Annotated in this window: 19 protein-coding genes; 4 read left to right on the top strand and 15 right to left on the bottom strand. The window is 31.9% G+C overall.

Going from position 1 to position 18,214, the window contains the following annotated elements; genetic code table 11:
- The first annotated feature begins 180 nt into the window (after positions 1-180).
- Positions 181-696 carry a shikimate kinase gene (locus AABL81_RS13135; protein WP_158209231.1) on the top strand — a complete coding sequence of 172 codons (516 nt, stop codon included), beginning with the start codon at positions 181-183 and terminating at the stop codon, positions 694-696.
- On the opposite strand, the gene AABL81_RS13130 is transcribed toward AABL81_RS13135, so the two are convergent.
- The 3 genes from AABL81_RS13130 to AABL81_RS13120 are packed head-to-tail and all read right to left on the bottom strand — an operon-like array spanning position 688 to position 2,138.
- Complete coding sequence (locus AABL81_RS13130) at positions 688-1,185, bottom strand: phosphoribosyltransferase family protein (protein ID WP_158209232.1); 498 nt, start codon at positions 1,183-1,185, stop codon at positions 688-690. The genes AABL81_RS13135 and AABL81_RS13130 overlap by 9 nt on opposite strands.
- The gene (locus tag AABL81_RS13125; RefSeq protein ID WP_341341278.1) at positions 1,178-1,771 is read right to left on the bottom strand and encodes a methyltransferase domain-containing protein; all 594 of its coding nucleotides are present in this window, start codon (positions 1,769-1,771) and stop codon (positions 1,178-1,180) included. Before AABL81_RS13125 ends, AABL81_RS13130 begins: the two co-directional genes overlap by 8 nt.
- Entirely contained in the window at positions 1,752-2,138 is a 387-nt protein-coding gene (locus AABL81_RS13120) for an RNA-binding S4 domain-containing protein (RefSeq protein ID WP_341341277.1), read from the bottom strand. The genes AABL81_RS13125 and AABL81_RS13120 overlap by 20 nt, the downstream gene beginning before the upstream one ends.
- Before the next feature lie 79 nt (positions 2,139-2,217).
- Between AABL81_RS13120 and AABL81_RS13115 the strand changes: the two genes are divergently transcribed.
- Positions 2,218-3,303: an EF-hand domain-containing protein gene (locus AABL81_RS13115; protein WP_341341276.1), complete on the top strand. Its 1,086-nt coding sequence runs from the start codon at positions 2,218-2,220 to the stop codon at positions 3,301-3,303.
- Between the two features lie 103 nt (positions 3,304-3,406).
- On the opposite strand, the gene AABL81_RS13110 is transcribed toward AABL81_RS13115, so the two are convergent.
- The gene (locus AABL81_RS13110) at positions 3,407-4,369 is read right to left on the bottom strand and encodes a transketolase family protein (protein WP_341341275.1); all 963 of its coding nucleotides are present in this window, start codon (positions 4,367-4,369) and stop codon (positions 3,407-3,409) included.
- A gap of 22 nt (positions 4,370-4,391) precedes the next feature.
- Positions 4,392-5,243, bottom strand: a complete 852-nt coding sequence (locus AABL81_RS13105; protein ID WP_090407408.1) for a transketolase — start codon at positions 5,241-5,243, stop codon at positions 4,392-4,394.
- Between the two features lie 934 nt (positions 5,244-6,177).
- Between AABL81_RS13105 and AABL81_RS13100 the strand changes: the two genes are divergently transcribed.
- The gene (locus AABL81_RS13100) at positions 6,178-6,963 is read left to right on the top strand and encodes an ABC transporter ATP-binding protein (protein WP_341341274.1); all 786 of its coding nucleotides are present in this window, start codon (positions 6,178-6,180) and stop codon (positions 6,961-6,963) included.
- Here the strand turns inward: AABL81_RS13100 and AABL81_RS13095 are convergent.
- The 3 genes from AABL81_RS13095 to AABL81_RS13085 all read right to left on the bottom strand — a co-directional run bounded on the left by AABL81_RS13095 (position 6,947) and on the right by AABL81_RS13085 (position 9,476).
- Positions 6,947-7,951 carry a cation diffusion facilitator family transporter gene (locus AABL81_RS13095; protein WP_158209237.1) on the bottom strand — a complete coding sequence of 335 codons (1,005 nt, stop codon included), beginning with the start codon at positions 7,949-7,951 and terminating at the stop codon, positions 6,947-6,949. The genes AABL81_RS13100 and AABL81_RS13095 overlap by 17 nt on opposite strands.
- Before the next feature lie 10 nt (positions 7,952-7,961).
- The gene (locus AABL81_RS13090) at positions 7,962-8,531 is read right to left on the bottom strand and encodes a pseudouridine synthase (protein WP_341341273.1); all 570 of its coding nucleotides are present in this window, start codon (positions 8,529-8,531) and stop codon (positions 7,962-7,964) included.
- Positions 8,532-8,648: 117 nt separating this feature from the next.
- Positions 8,649-9,476 carry an alpha/beta hydrolase gene (locus AABL81_RS13085; RefSeq protein WP_158209239.1) on the bottom strand — a complete coding sequence of 276 codons (828 nt, stop codon included), beginning with the start codon at positions 9,474-9,476 and terminating at the stop codon, positions 8,649-8,651.
- Between the two features lie 201 nt (positions 9,477-9,677).
- Between AABL81_RS13085 and pepT the strand changes: the two genes are divergently transcribed.
- Entirely contained in the window at positions 9,678-10,922 is a 1,245-nt protein-coding gene (pepT, locus tag AABL81_RS13080; protein WP_341341272.1) for a peptidase T, read from the top strand.
- 69 nt (positions 10,923-10,991) lie between these two features.
- Here the strand turns inward: pepT and AABL81_RS13075 are convergent, their stop codons facing one another.
- The 7 genes from AABL81_RS13075 to AABL81_RS13045 form a co-directional block, all read right to left on the bottom strand.
- The gene (locus AABL81_RS13075) at positions 10,992-11,219 is read right to left on the bottom strand and encodes a hypothetical protein (protein ID WP_158209241.1); all 228 of its coding nucleotides are present in this window, start codon (positions 11,217-11,219) and stop codon (positions 10,992-10,994) included.
- A 131-nt stretch (positions 11,220-11,350) separates the two neighbouring features.
- Complete coding sequence (locus tag AABL81_RS13070) at positions 11,351-12,439, bottom strand: toxic anion resistance protein (RefSeq protein ID WP_158209242.1); 1,089 nt, start codon at positions 12,437-12,439, stop codon at positions 11,351-11,353.
- Between the two features lie 11 nt (positions 12,440-12,450).
- The gene (locus tag AABL81_RS13065; RefSeq protein ID WP_341341271.1) at positions 12,451-13,209 is read right to left on the bottom strand and encodes a hypothetical protein; all 759 of its coding nucleotides are present in this window, start codon (positions 13,207-13,209) and stop codon (positions 12,451-12,453) included.
- Complete coding sequence (locus AABL81_RS13060; RefSeq protein WP_341341270.1) at positions 13,209-14,000, bottom strand: hypothetical protein; 792 nt, start codon at positions 13,998-14,000, stop codon at positions 13,209-13,211. The genes AABL81_RS13065 and AABL81_RS13060 overlap by 1 nt, the downstream gene beginning before the upstream one ends.
- Positions 14,001-14,453: 453 nt before the next feature.
- Complete coding sequence (rpsA, locus tag AABL81_RS13055; protein WP_158209245.1) at positions 14,454-16,208, bottom strand: 30S ribosomal protein S1; 1,755 nt, start codon at positions 16,206-16,208, stop codon at positions 14,454-14,456.
- A gap of 259 nt (positions 16,209-16,467) precedes the next feature.
- Positions 16,468-17,490 (bottom strand): EamA family transporter, encoded by a 1,023-nt coding sequence (locus tag AABL81_RS13050; RefSeq protein ID WP_341341269.1) that lies wholly within the window; start codon positions 17,488-17,490, stop codon positions 16,468-16,470.
- A gap of 2 nt (positions 17,491-17,492) precedes the next feature.
- Positions 17,493-17,966 carry an Lrp/AsnC family transcriptional regulator gene (locus AABL81_RS13045; protein WP_341341268.1) on the bottom strand — a complete coding sequence of 158 codons (474 nt, stop codon included), beginning with the start codon at positions 17,964-17,966 and terminating at the stop codon, positions 17,493-17,495.
- Between the last annotated feature and the right edge of the window lie 248 nt (positions 17,967-18,214).

The following is an 18,214-nucleotide window of genomic DNA, read 5'->3' as shown; positions in this document are numbered from 1 at the left end:
CAGGACCCCAACATTAAAAGTGTTGTGCTCTACCAACTGAGCTATCGAGTCATTATTTCAATTCCTTATTGCGGGTGCAAATATAGAACACTTTTTTAAAAAGTCTAAGCTTTTTTGGTTTATTTTTGTCTTTTATTTTCAAATATTACCTAAGACACTAAGGTACAACCCCTTATTTTTATGAAAAAAATTATCCTATTAGGCTATATGGGCTCAGGAAAATCAACAATTGGTAAAATACTGGCTAAGCACCTACACTTACTTTTTATAGATTTAGACCTTGAAATCGAAAAAAAACTCAATATGAGTATAAAAGAGATCTTCAAAACTAAAGGAGAAGTATATTTTAGAAAGATAGAACACCAATTATTACATAGTATAGTAGCCGAAAATGATAACTTCGTTTTAAGCTTGGGTGGAGGAACTCCTTGTTATGCGAATAACCACCTTGTATTACAAGAACCAGGAATTTGCTCAATCTATTTAAAAGGATCTATCAAAACTCTTGCAGAACGCTTAGAAAAAGAAAAAGAGCACCGCCCAGTATTAAATAATAATACAGACGATACTCTTGAAACTTTTATAGCGAAACATTTATTTGATCGTAGCTATTTTTACTATCAAGCTAAACATATTATTACTATCGATAATAAGACTCCTGAAGAACTTATCAAAGAAATAGAAGTATTAGCTTAAATAAGCATACTCTTCTTCTCCATCAAAAACTACTTGAATGTGTTCTAATAATGATGTAGACAATGATATCCCTTTAAAGTCCGCTTTAACGGGATAGTTCTTGTGGTTTCTATCTACCAAGACAGCCGTTTTTAATTTCTTTAATGGCACATCTAAGAAGTGCTTTACTCCATATATTAATGTAGCTCCAGAATTTAAAACGTCATCTACCAATACTACGGCTTTATTAGCATATTCAGAACTATCTAAAGATGTCTCTATTGGATTGATAGGATTTTGTTTATCAATTCTTACTTCACATAACTTAACTGAAATAGTTGAAATTTCTTGTAATGCTTCTGCTAACTTTTGAGCAAATACATATCCGCTGTTTGCAACACCTGCAATTACAATCTCTTCCTCATCTACATAAGTTTCGTAAATCTGATAAGCAATACGTTTACTCTTAAACTTAATTTCTTCTTTGGTTAAAATAATCTTTTTAGTCATGTTGTTTTATAGTTATAAAAAATAATTCTCTTCCTGCCCTTGGCTTAATCGAATTATATGCTGTTTCTATTAAATTGATATTCAACTTCTCTGAAAGCAATGTTGTGTACTCTTCCTTACTACCTCCAAATGGCGGCTCATCATTTTTAAACTCACAATCAAATAGTACACCTACCAATTTACCTCCTGGCAAAAGTAAATCATACATTTTATCCACATACTTCTTTCTCAATGTTTTTGGAAGTGAACAGAAAAAAGTTTGTTCTATGATAAGATCATATTGTCCGTTGTGTTCAAAAAAATCACCTAACACTACTTTGTCTTTAGGGAAATCAGATACGGCATCACAAGTTTCTCTCATAGCAATATCCGTTAAATCAAGCCCTACTATATTCGTAAAACCTAAACGATGTAAATACAACAACTCGTGTCCGTGACCTAAACCAGGAACTAAAATCTTAATATCCTTATTAGGCAATTGATCTATATATTCCTTTAAAGGAGTTGTTATAGCTCCAACACTCCACTTAGCATTGTTTTCTATATATCTCCCCTCCCAATAATCTTTATTCAATGGTTTCGTCATCTTCAATATCTAAATAGTCATCTATATCACGTCTGTCCTTTTTAGTAGGTCGTCCCATTCCTTTAGAACGATAATAATCTTTTGATAATTTAAGGAGTTCTAAATGCTCAAATGACTCAGCAGGTGTCGTATCCTTTCTATAAATATCTACCAATTTTGCCCCTACTCTATTTGGAGGAAGGTCTAAGACTGTCAATTGATAAAGTATTTGGTCTTTTCTAAGCGAAATTTTATCTGTTGGAAAAACCTCTCTTGATGCTTTGGCACTCTGACCATTTACAGTAATATGTCCCTTTTTACAAGCTTCCGTTGCAATACTTCTTGTTTTATAGTATCTAATACACCACAAATATTTATCTATTCGCATATTTTAGCATTAATTTTCTCTTACAAAGTACACAAAAATAAAGTAAAATTGTATCTTGCACTACTAAAATAACTCAAAAATGAATAGATTATTTACAGTTTTAAGTCTTGCCTTTATAGGACTTATTGCCGCTAATTGTAATAAAGATGATAGCCCAAGTAGCCCAAGTGTAGTTGAATTAAGAGACCGCGCTGAAGTTAAACAAGAAAATGAGGCAAGTATTGAAGCTTATTTAAAATCTCATTATATCAAAGAAGAAGGTGATATCATCACTTTTGAAACCATTAAAAATAGTGAATCTTCTATTTGGGATGATTCACGTTTAGTTAAAGACTTTGTGTTAAAATCAGATATGTATGATTTTGAACCAATTCGTAATCCAAATGGTACTACTTCTTTAAAATATACTAAACCAAAAGATGAACTTCAATATAAAGTTTATTATTTAGTTATAAATGAAGGAAAAGGTGACAGAGCATCTACAATTGATTCTACTTATGTAAAACTTAATAATCTTACTTTAAGAAATGAAGAGTTTAATCCTAACTTCCCTGGAAAATATTATACTTTTCCTACTACGCCTAAAGACTTTATGAATATTTCTAATGGACAATATTCAAAAGTACCTGGACAACTTAGAAGTGCTGAACGTCAATTATTAACAAAGATAAAAACAGCGACAGGAATTAAAAATGGTGAAGATGGATTACCAACTTATGATGAAGGATCTGCAGGTAGAATTATTGCTTTTATCCCATCTGGTTTAGGATATTTTAATGCTGGAGCAGGAAGTAAATTAAAAGGTTATGAAGCTTATATTACTGACCTAACATTAATCCATAGATTAGAAAGAGATCACGATGGTGATGGTATTCTTTCAAAATACGAGGTTAATGTACAAAAACCTGTTGAAGAATTAACTTTAGAAGATTATTTTGGTTTTGACACAGATGGAGATGGTATTCCAAACTTCTTAGACGACGACGACGACGGAGATGGAGTTCTTACTAAAACTGAACTATTCAAAGAAAGAGTTGATGGGGTTAATATATACTACAACTTTGATGACCCTGCATTAAAAACTTGCAATGACATTCCAAGATATTTAGACAAATCTTGTTTCCCTGACCAAAAAGACGGTGAAATAATATGGCCTAAGAAATAATAAAAAGAACCGTATCGAATGATACGGTTTTTTTATCAATATCCTTAAACTAAAAAGGGCTTCACAATGTGAAGCCCTTTTTATATCTATAAAATAATAAATATTATCTTTTGAATTTACGGTTGATAGCTACTTGTGCTTTTTCAACAATAGCAGCAGCATTTAAACCATATTTCTCCATTAATTGTTCTGGAGTACCTGATTCACCAAAAGTATCTTGTACTGCAACAAATTCTTGTGGTAACGGATTGTTTAAAGCTAATACTCTTGCAACGCTTTCTCCTAATCCTCCTAAGAAGTTATGCTCTTCTGCAGTAACAATACAACCAGTTTTAGCAACAGAACTTAAAATAGCTTCTTCGTCTAATGGTTTAATTGTATGAATATTGATTACTTCAGCAGAAATTCCTTTTGCCTCTAATTCCTCAGCAGCAATTAACGCTTCCCAAACTAAGTGTCCAGTTGCAACAATTGTAACATCTGCACCTTCGCTTAACATAACAGCTTTACCAATTTCAAATTTCTCATCAGCTGGTGTAAAGTTAGGAACTACAGGACGACCAAAACGTAAATAAACAGGACCATCATATTCAGCAATTGCTAATGTAGCCGCTTTTGTTTGGTTGTAATCACACGTGTTAATTACAGTCATCCCTGGTAACATCTTCATTAATCCGATGTCTTCTAAGATTTGGTGAGTAGCACCATCTTCTCCTAAAGTTAATCCTGCGTGAGAAGCACAAATCTTAACGTTTTTCTCAGAATAAGCTACAGACTGACGAATTTGATCATATACACGACCAGTTGAGAAGTTAGCGAAAGTTCCTGTAAAAGGAATTTTTCCACCAATTGTCAAACCAGCAGCAATACCAATCATATTTGCTTCTGCAATACCTATTTGAAAGAAACGCTCTGGATGATTTTTAATAAACTCATCCATTTTCAAAGACCCAATTAAGTCAGCACAAAGTGCAACTACATTTTCATTCGTTTGTCCTAATTCAGCTAAACCAGCACCAAATCCTGAACGTGTATCTTTGCTACCTGTATTTGTATATTTTTTCATATTGATTCTAATTAAATAAGGATTAATAATCTCCAAAAGAAGTTTCTGGATTTTGTTTAAAAGCTTCTTCTAATTGAGCATCGTTAGGTGCTTTACCATGCCAAGCATGAGTACCCATCATAAAGTCAACTCCGTTACCCATTTCTGTATGTAATAATACACAAACTGGTTTTCCGTTCATTGTTTTAGCTTTTGCTTCTTCGTATCCTTTTAAGATAGAATCGATATCATTACCTTTTTCTATTTCAATAACGTCCCATCCGAAAGCTTCAAACTTAGCTTTTACTGATCCTAAGTCTAATACTTTATCTGTTGGTCCGTCAATTTGTTTTCCGTTTAAGTCAACTGTAGCGATTAAGTTATCTACTTTTTTAGCAGATGCATACATCATTGCTTCCCAGTTTTGACCTTCTTGCAACTCACCATCACCTAATAAAACGTAAACTAAATGATTGTCTTTATTTAACTTCTTAGCTTGAGCAGCTCCTAAAGCTACAGATAATCCTTGTCCTAATGATCCTGATGCCATACGTACACCTGGTAAGTGGTCATGAGTAGTAGGGTGTCCTTGTAATCTTGTATTTAATTTTCTAAAAGTAGCTAATTCGCTTACTGGAAAATATCCACTTCTTGCTAATACGCTATAGAAAACTGGAGAGATGTGTCCGTTTGATAAAAAGAAAAGATCTTCATCTGTTCCGTTCATTTCAAATCCATCTTTTCTGTCCATTAATCTTTGATACAGAGTCACTAAAAACTCAGCACATCCTAATGATCCTCCTGGGTGTCCAGAATTTACAGCATGAACCATTCTAAGAATGTCTCTTCTTACTTGAGTAGTTAACTCTGCTAATTGTTGTGTGTTCGGTTTCATATTTTAACAATAGAATTATTCGTCTTACAAATATAGGATTTATTTACTGTTTACGCCTATTTTTAGCAAGCAATATGTAGGATTCCCATCCTATTTAATCGTAAAACCACCTTTTAAAAACTAATCATTTCAATCTGTTTAATTAATCTTTCTCACTTTAAAACACTTATAAAAACAGATCATTACTTGCCTTAATCCTTCTTTTAATTGAATATGTCTGTTTGCTATTTTCTTTTGCAAAAACGAGTATATCGTAACTTTTTCTTCTATTAAATATTGATAAAACACTTCTTCTATACCTTAATTTTAATTCAAAGAAAATGATCTTGTCCTTTACTATTTAACGTTATATGAATTAGATATATAGTATAAAAATTGATTATGACGAAAAAGTATAGGCAAGATAACTACATAGAATACCATTTTTATTTGACCATACTCCGACACTCCTCCGACAATAGTCCGACCACAAATTATTCAGCCCAGTATTTTCGGGCTATTGCCAGACTATTGTCGGACTATTGTCAGAGGATTATGCGACAAGCCTTGTAAATACAAGGAATAAGTATAACTTAAATAAATAGGAAAAATAGTGTTTAAAACACCCTATAAAGAATATAAATAATTAAAAAACAACACCTTACAAACAAAAAACATTTAAAAAAAACACCTTATTTTATCTATTTTTTAAACAAAAATGAAGTAAAAAAGCACTTAAATATCTGTGTTTTGTTTCAAAAACTCTTTTTAAACACCAAATACTAATGTGTTTTTTCCTTTAATAAAAGTCTACAAAAACAATAATCATCCTGTTTTTCTAATTTTCATTATTAATTAGACACTTATTTGTTCATAGTCGTAAAATTTTAACTTGTAGTTTTTTCCTATCTCCTAATTAAGTATTTTTAGACTTTTAAAAACTATATCCTTCTGTATGCACTCTTCTATTCTACAAACGAACAACTTAACTATTGGATACAAACATTCAAAAAATGGTTTTGTTACTGTACAAAAAAATGTCAATATACGTTTGGAGAAAGGAAAACTGATTTCATTGGTAGGCATTAATGGAATAGGAAAGTCAACTTTACTGCGCACTTTGTCTGCAAACCAAAAAAGCATCAATGGGCAAATAGTATTAAAAGATAAAAATCTTCAAGAATATACAAATAGTGATCTTGCTAAAATCATCAGTGTTGTATTAACAGAAAGGATTCCTCTTTCAGATCTAACTGTGCAAGAACTAATTCAAATCGGGAGAACACCTTACCTTAATCACTACAGTAAATTAACGGAAGAAGACATCTATTGGGTAGATCAGGCAATTGATTTAACAGGGATAACTGATTTAAAAGAAAAGAAAATTGACCAATTAAGTGATGGTCAATTACAGCGTGTTTTAATTGCAAGAGCTTTGGCACAAAACACCCCTATTATTATTTTAGATGAACCTACTAATCATTTAGATTTACATCACAAAGTAGCACTGTTTAAGCTATTAAAAGAATTAGCTCATAAACAAAATAAAGCTATCCTATTCTCTTGTCACGATATGGATCTTGCTATTCAATTAAGCGATGAAATCATTGTTTTAAAACAGGATTATACTACACAAGGTAAAACAGAGGCATTAATTGAAACGGGAGTTTTTGACAACTTCTTTGAGGACGAAAACCTTGTGTTTGATCGCCCTCAAAAAAGGTTTATTTTAAATCTGTAGTGGCACTATTGTGTCTTTTGTTTTTCAAAACATTCTCAATAGTCCATTTTATCTGATGTTCAAAAGGGTCTTTTCTAAAAGGACATTCTTGTTTTGAACATATCTTACATGAAAAGGTTTTACAATCATCCATGTGTACAAATAGTTCTAAGTCTTCTCCAAACTTATCGATGATTTCTTTTTCTAAGATCTCAACTTCTTTATGTCCTTCTACAATGTTGAAATACCAAGGCACTGTCATATGACAGTCAAAGTGAAGTACTGTACCGTATTTTATAATTCTAAGATTGTGTAAGTCAATCCAGTTTTCACGTCTATGTTCTTGTAAATAATCAACAACTTCATTCAATAAGATTTCGTCTGTTTCATCCATAATACCAGATATCGCACCACGAACAATTTTATATCCTGTAACCATAATTATTACAGCAAATAACAAAGCTACTCCTCCATCTAACCAATGATACCCTGTGAAATACAATAAGACTAATCCGATGATAATACCAATGGTTGAATATGTATCTGACTGTAAATGCTTACCACTTGCGATTAAGGCTAAAGATTTGTTCTTTTCTCCTTTTTTTACTGCATACCATCCTAAAACATAATTGATAATAGCTGTAATACCTACTAAGTAAATTCCGTAATCTAATTTACCTATTGGCTGTGGATTCATCAAATTACGAACCGCCTCTACTATAATAATAATACCGGCAAGCATAATCATCCCTCCTTCTAAGGTAGCAGAAATAAACTCAACTTTCCCATGTCCGTAAGGGTGATTTCTATCCCGCGGTAACGACGATAAATAAAGGCTGTATAGTCCTACAAATCCACTTACTACGTTGATAACACTTTCTAAAGCATCTGTCAAAATAGCTACGGAGTTAGTTAAATACCACGCTAATACTTTAATTAAGAAAAGTAAAACTCCAACGGTTGCTACAATCTTTTGAAATTGATAATTCTCTTTTGCCTTTGTATTCATATCAATAATCTTATAGTTGTTCGATTTCTATTACTTCACCAACTTCCATACCTTTTAACGAAACATCGCCTATGCGAACACGTACTAAGCGCAAGGTAGCAAATCCAACAGCGGCAGTCATTTTACGAACTTGTCTAAACTTACCTTCCTTTAAAACAAGTCTTACCCAACTCGTTGGTCCGTGTCTTTCATCTCTAATTCGTCTTCCTACTCCAATCCAATCTGGTAATACAGGTAGTTTTTCAACTTCACAAGGTTTTGTCATATACTTCTCACCCTTCACACCTATCAAAACTCCTTGGCGCATTTGTTCAACTGCCTCGTCTGTGATTATCCCATCAACTTGAGCATAGTATTCCTTTTCATAATGAGCACTTCTAACACGCTCACTCGCCATTCCGTCTGTTGTCAAAAACAACAATCCCTCTGAAGTTTCATCTAATCGACCGATAGCCATTGTCCCTTCAGGAAAATCATATAACTCTCCTAATTTGTGCTTCGTTCTTTTCTTTTCGTAGATAAATTGGCTGATGTAACCGTGCGGTTTGTATAACAAAAAATGTCTGTGGTTTTGCTCCATTTTTACTTGTGGTATGTCGTTTGAGTAACAAGGCGCAAAGGTATATATTAATCAAGCGCCTATTATTAGGATTCTATTATAATTTATTGGTAAAACTTTGACTAAGATTTCTAATGATTACTTACTTGACAGATTTATATCAAAAAAACTATCAATTGCCTCTACATATCTTTGCCCGTGATATTCGTTTGATAAAGCTTGAAACCCTTGCAAATGTGTCCCTTTAAAAAACACTAATTCGTTTTTAGCATTTAAATACTTAGCTCTTTTACTTTCATCTGGCGTTGTTAATCCATCACGATCTCCTGCAAACAAAAGCATTGGCACCGATAATCTACTCAAAGCTTTTTCATAATCGGTTGCACTTGGTGGTAATTTATAATCTTGTTGCAAATGACTTTTAACCTTTTCAATAATTAATGTTGGACTTGAAACAAAACCTTCTACAACCATATAATCGAATTTATCTTGACTATACAATAAAGTAGCAGGAATACTTCCCATTGATAAAGCCCAAACGCCAACGGGTTGTTTAAAACGAGTTTTAGAATAATCTACTACTGCTTTTAAATCAGTAACAAATTCGTCATAATATAGCATTGTAGTCTCCATTTCAAAAGCTTGACTTTCTCCATAACCACGATAATCAAACATCACAATGGTATAACCTTGTTTTACCATTTCTAATACTTGACGAACATAGTATGACATATTTCCACTGTCTCCATAAGCTAATACAAATACCCTGTGTTTATCAACTTCTTTAGCTGGCATACAAATCCAACTCTTTAAACTAAAATTATCTTCTGTTGTAATTTCTACAGCCTCAAAAGATATATTGGAAATTGAATTTAAAGGATGATCTACATATTCTTTGATTGGCTCTACAGCTCTCGTTATTGTTGTAGCCAATAAAAAAAACAGAATAAAATACTTTTTAAACATCTCGTTTGATTTGATGAGAATCAAATATACAACAATTCAATAGTTCTCATTAAATCACATCTTCATATTAGATGCTCTTTGAAAAGTTAAATTATAATTAAGATTAGCTATCTATCACATTAAACAATAAATATCATTGCTTAATTGTACTGCTATAACACTTTAAATCCTTACTTTTGTTACTATAAAAACTTATACATTATGCAACATATCATTGATCGTTTCATCAGTTATGTAACTGTTGATACAGAATCTGATCCTTCTTCAAACTCTTGCCCGAGTACTGAAAAACAATGGGATTTAGCTAATAAATTAGTTGAAGAATTAAAACAAATCGGTCTTGAAGATGTAACTATAGATGAGAATGCTTATATCATGGCTACATTACCAAGTAATGTAGAACACGAAGTTCCTACTATCGGTTTTGTTTCTCACTTTGATACATCTCCTGATTTCTCTGGAGCTAACATAAAACCACAAATTGTAGAGAATTATGATGGTAAAGATATCGTGTTAAACAAAGAACAAAATATCATTCTATCTCCTTCTTACTTTAAAGATCTTTTACAATATAAAGGACAAACTTTAATCACAACTGATGGTACTACACTTTTAGGTGCTGATGATAAAGCAGGTATTACTGAAATTGTTTCTGCAATGGAATACTTAATTCAACATCCAGAAATCAAACACGGTAGAATTCGTATTGGATTTACACCTGATGAAGAAATTGGTAGAGGAGCACATTTATTTGACGTTAAGAAGTTTGACGCTGAATGGGCTTATACAATGGATGGTAGCCAGATTGGTGAGTTAGAATACGAAAACTTCAACGCTGGTTATGCTAAATTAACTTTCGCTGGTAAAAGTGTTCACCCAGGTTATGCAAAAGGAAAAATGATTAACTCTATTCTTTTAGCTAACAAATTCATCTCTCAATTACCTAAAGATGAAGTTCCTCAAAAAACAACTGGTTATGAAGGTTTCTTCCACGTACACCACGTAACTGGTAGTATTGAAGAGTCTGTGATTGAATTAATCATTAGAGATCACAACCTTAAAAAATACGAGAAACGCAAAAAGCAAATTGCTAAGTTGGCTAAAAAGTTCAACAAAAAATATAACAAGAAATTTGGTGGAGATATCGTAAACTGTGAAATCGGTGACCAATATTTCAATATGCGTGAAAAAGTTGAACCTGTAATGCATATCGTTGATATTGCTGAACAAGCAATGAAAGAATTAGATATTAAACCTCTTATCAAAGCTATTCGCGGTGGTACTGATGGTTCTCAACTTTCTTACATGGGATTACCTTGTCCTAATATCTTTGCTGGTGGTCATAACTTCCACGGGAAATACGAATATGTTCCTGTAGAAAGTATGGTTAAGGCTACTCAAGTTATTGTTAAGATAGCTGAATTAACTGCTCAAAAAGGAAAATAATCTTATTTTGAATATACAAAAAAAGCTACCCATTAGGGTAGCTTTTTTTATTTACTAAAACTCTATTCATTATTTTTTAAACACAGGCAGCGAATCATTTGCATGCAATGTAAAATAAACTGCTGGTGTTATAAGTGGCAATAAAAACATCATAAGTAACCATACTCTTGATTCTCTTCCAACTATACGTATATTCATAATTAAATGAATTAATCCATAGCCCCAATAAATAGCTAATAATAATAGTCCAATTACAATTACTGAACATTCTGTTATTCCGATAGTCGCTATCTTCATTCCTCAAGATTTATATAAAATATCATTCGTTAATTAATTAACCATAAATTACTTTACAAAAATCAAACCACAGTAAACAAAAAAAGGTTAGCATTACTGCTAACCTTAAATTTATCCTATTTACTTTTAAGTTACTTTACTGAATTATTGTTACTTAGCAAATGTTTCTTTAGATCGTTTTCAGAATCTTTTAACTCAATTTCAACAGCACGTCTTTTCTCACGTCCTTCTGCTTGAATACGAACAATCTCATCAATTGTAGTAATAATATCTGAATTAACTTTACGAATCGTTTCTATATCTACTATTCCACGTTCTGTTTCTTTTGCAATCTTGATAGTTGAATCTTTAAGCATTTCACTATTCTTAGTCAATAACTGATTCGTAGCATCATTCACTGCTTGTTGCGCTCCTAATGCTTGTTGAGAACGAGCTAAGCCTAATGTTAATACCATTTGATTTTTCCATAATGGCAATGTATTTACAATACTTGATTGTAATTTTTCCATCAACATCAAACTATTATTTTGTACCATTCTGATTTGAGGTGATGATTGTAAAATAACCATTCTCGTTAATTTTAAATCGTGAACCTTTCTTTCAAAGCGAACAACTTGTTGTTCGAAATCTTTAAATGCTTGTATTTTACCTGGGTCATTAGCCTCTTCTGCTTCAGCTTTTAATCTTGGTAATTCGATTGTATTTAGCTCGTGTAACTTTTCATCTCCTGCAGCTATATATAGTGACAATTCTTTAAAGTAATTCTTGTTCTCATCAAATAGCTTGTCAAACATTGCAACATCTTTCATCATTATCTTGTAATGACGTTCTAGTTGCACTTCAACTGCATTAATATTATCTTCTACTTTAGAATACTGCGTTTGTAACCTTGCTATTTTCTTTTTCAATGTGTCAAAGAATGGAAATAGACTCTTTTTATTTGCAATCCCCTCAAATGATTTAACGTCTTCTTTTAAACCAACAAGGATATCTGTAGTTTCACCTAAATCCTTTGTCTGAACTTGTTTCAATATTTCGGTAGCAAATGCACTTGCTTTTAACTGACTTGCCGCACCATATTGAATAACTTGAGTTGTATTTGACAAATCAATAGTTCCTTTATATGATTCAATTTGTTTTAATTCTTGTGGACTAAAATCCACTGAAACCTCAGGAGCTAATGCTCTTTCATCTCTTAATTGTTGAATATCCTTTTCCATATTTCTTTTTTTTATAATAGTCCTCTATTTTTTAAATCTTGTACATACACTTCTGACTCTGATTCCACTTCAATATTTTGAAATTTCATCTGATTCATCAATTCGTTTTCGAATGCTTTAGTAGCTTGAGCTATCGTAGATCGAAGCTTTAATTCGGCTTGCTTTACAGTATCATTATCTAATTTAGATAATTCCAATTGATGGTATTGTTGTAATATATTTTCTATTGAATAAGCGTGACGTTCCAAAAACAAATTACTGATGTTCTTATTGTTTTTAGTAATTGATTTAGTCATTGAAATCATTAAAGCAATATTTCCTTTTACTTCATCATTTGTAAGCACATTTTTCCAACGTTGTAAACTAATAACAAAATCACTAACAGACAACACTTCCGATATGCGTTTACGACGCATAAATTCAACATAATCGTATTCTACACCCCATCTTACATTAATAATAGAACGTAAATCAACGCGCTGTAAAAAACTCTTATAGTGCATCCCTACAACAACAGCCCCACTTAACATAATCACAAATGAAATAATCTTAACCCAAAATAGTTCTCCAAAAGTGATATACATAAAATAAACACTTGCGTATAATGCACTCCAAACTAATCCTCCGTATATCAGATTACGAATACGTCCTATAATTGCCATGTAGAACATAGCAACCGGCGGAAGAATAAATGGAAAAACGATAGCCAGAATACTTAACCAACCAGTCTTAAATTCCCAATTCTTTGATTTCTCTGTAAATACTCCCATTATAACAATCCTTTTCCTTTTAATATAGATAAATATACTTCTGCTTCGGCATCTACCTCTAATATTTGCATTTCAAACATTTTTGATAATTCATTTTCAAAAGCTAACCGAGCTGAACTAATCAATTGTGCCAACTTCTCCTTTGCTACTTTAACTTCTGTATTTTGCAAATAATCTTTATCAAGTGTTATATATTGTTGTAAAGCATTTTCAATTGTTGATGCATGCCTTTCAAAAAACAAATCACTCTTGGATGGATCTGTTTCAACAATAACATTTACTAAACGTACTAATTCGTCTATATCATCTTGCATAGCACTATTAGCTATATTCTTTTTAAGATTCGTAAGGTTGTTTATAAATAAATCTTTACGTGATATATTCTCTTCTACATTTACAAGTTGAGTCATTATTGAAAAATAACTATACTCTTTATCCTTCTCTAAATTGATATAGTCTTTTAAATCTAAGCGTTGCAAATACTCTCCTAAATACAAAGACATATAAGCTACATAAATATAGAAACTGATAAAGTTTAATGTAAGAATAGTCATAAATCCTTGATCTGCCATATAAGCAAATAAAGAAATGATCAAAAACAATAAGTAGATTAATGAAATAAATAACGTGGTTTTAGTCCACTTACTTACTTTAACAATAGCTCCAAATACAGCTACAGCAATTGGTGTGAGTAAACCTAAGCTTAAAAAACTCACTCCTCCCACAACTCCTAATAAAACTAATGAGTTCTTAAACTCCCAACTTTTACTTCGATTAGTAAACCAACCCATTTGTAAACATTTAATTTTGTACTAAAGATATTAAAAAGCAAAGTAGATTCATATAAATCTTATCATATACTTCACACTATTTGCTATGATTGCTACAGCTTCATTTACAATTATCCTATAGGCACACCAAAAAAACATGGAGCAGTTATAAACATCATACAAAATAAAAATAATAGTAAAACATCTCCAATAGTAAAAGGAAGTATAGAAGACCACAGCTAATAACACAATAACTTATAAAGGCATCGTTTAAACTTAGTAAAATCATTTGCTATAGATTAAAACACACTTCATATACACATTATAACGGATAGGCCAATAACAAGACACAAAGTATATAGAACATATATATACTATATAGTGGTCCACTTATTAAATTACGCAATAACAAAAATCCATAAAAAAAGCCCCAACAAATGTTGGGGCTTAAGAAATATTATAAAAGATTAGGAATTAGTTTCCTTTCTCCATTCTTTCTTTTAATTCAGCAAGAGCGTCGATATCTCCTAATGTAGTTTTCTCAGCAGAAGCAGAAGCTGTTTCAGCAGTTTTTACATTTTTCTCTTCTTCCTCACGGAAAATAGATGTATGAGAAGCTACAACTCTTTTGAATTCTTTGTTGAACTCAATAATTTTGAATTCAGCAGTTTCACCTTTTTTCAACTTTTTACCGTCTTCTTTTTCTAAGTGACGAGTTGGGATGAAAGCTACAACGTCATCTTCGAATACTACAGTAGCACCTTTGTCTACTAATTCAGAGATTTCACCTGTGTGAACAGTACCAACAGCGTAAGCTTGTTCGTATTTATCCCATGGGTTAGCTGTAGTTTGTTTGTGTCCTAAAGATAATTTACGACCTTCAACGTCTAATTCTAATACAACAACTTCTAATTTGTCTCCAACGTTTACAAATTCAGATGGGTGTTTGATTTTCTTAGTCCAAGATAAGTCAGAGATGTAAATTAATCCATCAATTCCTTCTTCTAATTCTACGAAAACACCAAAGTTTGTAAAGTTACGAACGATACCAGTGTGTTTAGAACCTACAGGGTATTTAGAAGTGATATCAGTCCAAGGATCTTGAGATAATTGTTTGATACCTAAAGACATTTTTCTTTCTTCTCTATCAAGAGTTAAGATAACTGCCTCTACTTCGTCTCCAACTTTTACGAAATCTTGAGCTGATCTTAAGTGAGTAGACCAAGACATTTCAGAAACGTGGATTAAACCTTCAACTCCTTCAGCAACTTCGATGAAAGCACCGTAGTCAGCTAAAACAACTACTTTACCTTTAACTTTATCTCCTACGTTTAAGTTAGAATCTAAAGCATCCCATGGATGAGCGAAAAGTTGTTTTAAACCTAATTGAATTCTTGTTTTCTCGTCATCAAAGTCTAAGATTACAACATTCAATTTTTGGTCTAATTCTAATACTTCACTTGGGTGGTTGATTCTTGACCAAGATAAGTCAGTAATGTGGATTAATCCGTCAACACCTCCTAAGTCAATGAATACACCGTAAGAAGTAATGTTTTTAACAACACCTTCTAACACTTGACCTTTTTGTAATTGACCGATAATCTCTTTTTTCTGGATTTCGATATCAGCTTCAATAAGAGCTTTGTGAGAAACAACAACGTTTTTGAATTCGTGGTTAATTTTAACTACTTTGAATTCCATTGTTTTGTTCACGTATTGATCGTAATCACGGATTGGTTTAACATCAATTTGAGAACCTGGTAAGAATGCTTCGATTCCGAATACGTCAACGATCATACCACCTTTAGTTCTACATTTTACGAAACCATTAACGATTTCTCCTGTCTCATGAGCAGCAATAACTCTATCCCAAGCTTTGATAGTACGAGCTTTTCTGTGAGATAAAACTAATTGTCCGTATTTATCTTCTCTAACGTCGATTAATACTTCAACTTTATCACCAACTTTTAAGTTTGGATTGTAACGGAATTCGTTTAATGAAATAACACCTTCAGATTTAGCGTTGATATCTACAATCGCATCTCTGTCAGTAATTCTAACAACAACTCCTTCTACAACTTCTTCGTCATCTGTAGAGATAAACGTTTTGTCTACTAAGCTTTCAAACTCTTTTAATTGGTTTTCATCAACAGCATCAATACCGTTTTCGTAGTTATCCCAGTTAAAGTCATTTAAAAATTCCTCTTGTGTTTTAATGTTTTCAGACATATCTGATAAAAATTTGTATTCTGTTTTTCTTATAAGTTCCTATAAATCAATTATTAAAAACAGAAGGGTTTAAATATTATTTTAAAATTGCTAATAGGAAACCATGTTGATCTAAAAGCTGTGCAAAAGTAATACAATTAAATTACCTACCAAAACAATTATTCTATTTTTACACTTCAAACAACTCAATATAAAAGCTTTAAATAAAAAAAGCCTTTGGATAATCCAAAGGCTTTTTTTATTTATTTAGCGAACATTATTAATTGCTTACATTAAGCTGTTCATTGTCTTTTTTTTGAGAAGCAGATTTCTTTTTAAAACTTTTAAAAACCTTACTGCCTTTGTATAAATCCCAATTCATTAATGCAACACTTACTAACACAACTCCTAATCCACCTACTTGTAAACTTGTAATAATATCATCTGTAAAAAAGTAGCTTAATGCTACTGCTACAACAGGATTTACATAAGCATATGTACTAACTTCAGTAACTGGTCTATTCTGAATCAACCAAATGTATGATCCAAAAGCTAAAATAGAACCAAATGTGATTAAATAAGCTAAAGAGAACCAACCACCTGTTGATATGTCTGCTGGATCAAAAGCAGCAAACTCTCCATTTAACATTGCTACAAGAGAAAACAACACACCTGCTGTAATCATTTGCCAAGAAGTTTTTACCATTACGTGTAAATCCTCACCTTGATCTTGATTCTTGTCTTTTGAATATTTTGAATACAACGAACCTATTGTCCAAGCAATAGACCCTATGATTAATAAAACCATACAAAAAATATTCAACAACTTTTGAGATTCATCACTTGCTATTGTAATTTGTTCTGCGAACAACATTATAACCCCAATAAATCCCATTATCAGTCCTAATACAATTGGAATACTCGAAAAGTTATTCTTCCACTGAGGTTTATCTAAAATAATAAACCATAAAGCTGCAGCTGCAGCCATAATAGCAGCAATACCACTTGAGACGTGTTGTTCTGCCCAAATCAATGCTCCCATGTCAATAAACAACAATAGGAACCCTGTAATACAAGCTTGTTTAACTACTTTTTTATTAAACAACTTATACCCACGCATCTTGCAATAAGTCAATAAAATCATACTTGCTGCAAAAAAACGTAATGATCCTAAAACGAAAGGTGTGAAATCACTTAATGCTTTGTGAATAAAGAAAAAAGTAGATCCCCAAACAAAATAAACTACAAGATAAGCAAATATAACTGCTCCTTTACTTGTACCATTTGTAGCAACTGCTCCCATAACTAATCTAAAATTTCTGGTATTATTAATTTATTATCTTCTTTAACTGTTTGCAACACAATTATAGTCCTTGTCGATATTATCCCCTGAATCTTAGACAAAGAATTACGCATCAAGTGAACTAAAGCAAGTGAATCTGACGTACGGACTTTAATCATATACCCATCATCTCCAGCAATATCATGAACTTCTAAAACTTCTGGTATTTCAGCTAAAAGCTTACCTGTTTCTTCATCTCCAATTATCTCATCTACTTTTATAAAAATAAACGAGAGCATTTTCTGATTAATTGCCTTTGGATTAATTCTTGCATTAAACTCTAATAAGACCTCCTTTTGCTCCAATTTCTTAACTCTCTCAAGAATTGCTGAAGGAGCCATACCAACTTCTTTTGCTAATTCAGAGTTATTGATTCTCGCATTTTCTTGCATCATACGCAAGATCTTTAAGTCTATTTCATCTAATTTGTACTCCATCATCTATATTTTGCGAGTGCAAAGATAATAAAAAGAATTATATTCGGTAATAATATTTTAAAAAAGAATTATGTACAGAAATTAACTAAAGAAACCAAATTATATACAGAAACAAGTATCCCGTATGACGCTACAAGTCAAAAAGCTTTAATAGAGAAAATAGAACCATTAAGATTATTATAATAAATAAGATAACTCCTTCAGTTTAGAGCAAAAAAAATCCCCAACCTCATAGAGATTGGGGATTC

Origin of the sequence: Myroides sp. C1519 (genome assembly GCF_038039755.1) — a bacterium.
Taxonomy (GTDB): Bacteria; Bacteroidota; Bacteroidia; order Flavobacteriales; family Flavobacteriaceae; genus Flavobacterium; species Flavobacterium phaeum_A.
Note: the sequence above shows the minus strand (reverse complement) of the source record. Positions and strands in the feature narration are given on the sequence as shown.

What these genes read in the sequence shown, in the direction of transcription:
- AABL81_RS13135 (WP_158209231.1), top strand. Translation starts at nt 181, where the DNA reads ATGAAAAAAATTATCCTATTAGGCTATATGGGCTCAGGAAAATCAACA.
- AABL81_RS13130 (WP_158209232.1), bottom strand. Translation starts at nt 1,185, where the DNA reads ATGACTAAAAAGATTATTTTAACCAAAGAAGAAATTAAGTTTAAGAGT.
- AABL81_RS13125 (WP_341341278.1), bottom strand. Translation starts at nt 1,771, where the DNA reads ATGACGAAACCATTGAATAAAGATTATTGGGAGGGGAGATATATAGAA.
- AABL81_RS13120 (WP_341341277.1), bottom strand. Translation starts at nt 2,138, where the DNA reads ATGCGAATAGATAAATATTTGTGGTGTATTAGATACTATAAAACAAGA.
- AABL81_RS13115 (WP_341341276.1), top strand. Translation starts at nt 2,218, where the DNA reads ATGAATAGATTATTTACAGTTTTAAGTCTTGCCTTTATAGGACTTATT.
- AABL81_RS13110 (WP_341341275.1), bottom strand. Translation starts at nt 4,369, where the DNA reads ATGAAAAAATATACAAATACAGGTAGCAAAGATACACGTTCAGGATTT.
- AABL81_RS13105 (WP_090407408.1), bottom strand. Translation starts at nt 5,243, where the DNA reads ATGAAACCGAACACACAACAATTAGCAGAGTTAACTACTCAAGTAAGA.
- AABL81_RS13100 (WP_341341274.1), top strand. Translation starts at nt 6,178, where the DNA reads ATGCACTCTTCTATTCTACAAACGAACAACTTAACTATTGGATACAAA.
- AABL81_RS13095 (WP_158209237.1), bottom strand. Translation starts at nt 7,951, where the DNA reads ATGAATACAAAGGCAAAAGAGAATTATCAATTTCAAAAGATTGTAGCA.
- AABL81_RS13090 (WP_341341273.1), bottom strand. Translation starts at nt 8,531, where the DNA reads ATGGAGCAAAACCACAGACATTTTTTGTTATACAAACCGCACGGTTAC.
- AABL81_RS13085 (WP_158209239.1), bottom strand. Translation starts at nt 9,476, where the DNA reads ATGTTTAAAAAGTATTTTATTCTGTTTTTTTTATTGGCTACAACAATA.
- pepT (WP_341341272.1), top strand. Translation starts at nt 9,678, where the DNA reads ATGCAACATATCATTGATCGTTTCATCAGTTATGTAACTGTTGATACA.
- AABL81_RS13075 (WP_158209241.1), bottom strand. Translation starts at nt 11,219, where the DNA reads ATGAAGATAGCGACTATCGGAATAACAGAATGTTCAGTAATTGTAATT.
- AABL81_RS13070 (WP_158209242.1), bottom strand. Translation starts at nt 12,439, where the DNA reads ATGGAAAAGGATATTCAACAATTAAGAGATGAAAGAGCATTAGCTCCT.
- AABL81_RS13065 (WP_341341271.1), bottom strand. Translation starts at nt 13,209, where the DNA reads ATGGGAGTATTTACAGAGAAATCAAAGAATTGGGAATTTAAGACTGGT.
- AABL81_RS13060 (WP_341341270.1), bottom strand. Translation starts at nt 14,000, where the DNA reads ATGGGTTGGTTTACTAATCGAAGTAAAAGTTGGGAGTTTAAGAACTCA.
- rpsA (WP_158209245.1), bottom strand. Translation starts at nt 16,208, where the DNA reads ATGTCTGAAAACATTAAAACACAAGAGGAATTTTTAAATGACTTTAAC.
- AABL81_RS13050 (WP_341341269.1), bottom strand. Translation starts at nt 17,490, where the DNA reads ATGGGAGCAGTTGCTACAAATGGTACAAGTAAAGGAGCAGTTATATTT.
- AABL81_RS13045 (WP_341341268.1), bottom strand. Translation starts at nt 17,966, where the DNA reads ATGGAGTACAAATTAGATGAAATAGACTTAAAGATCTTGCGTATGATG.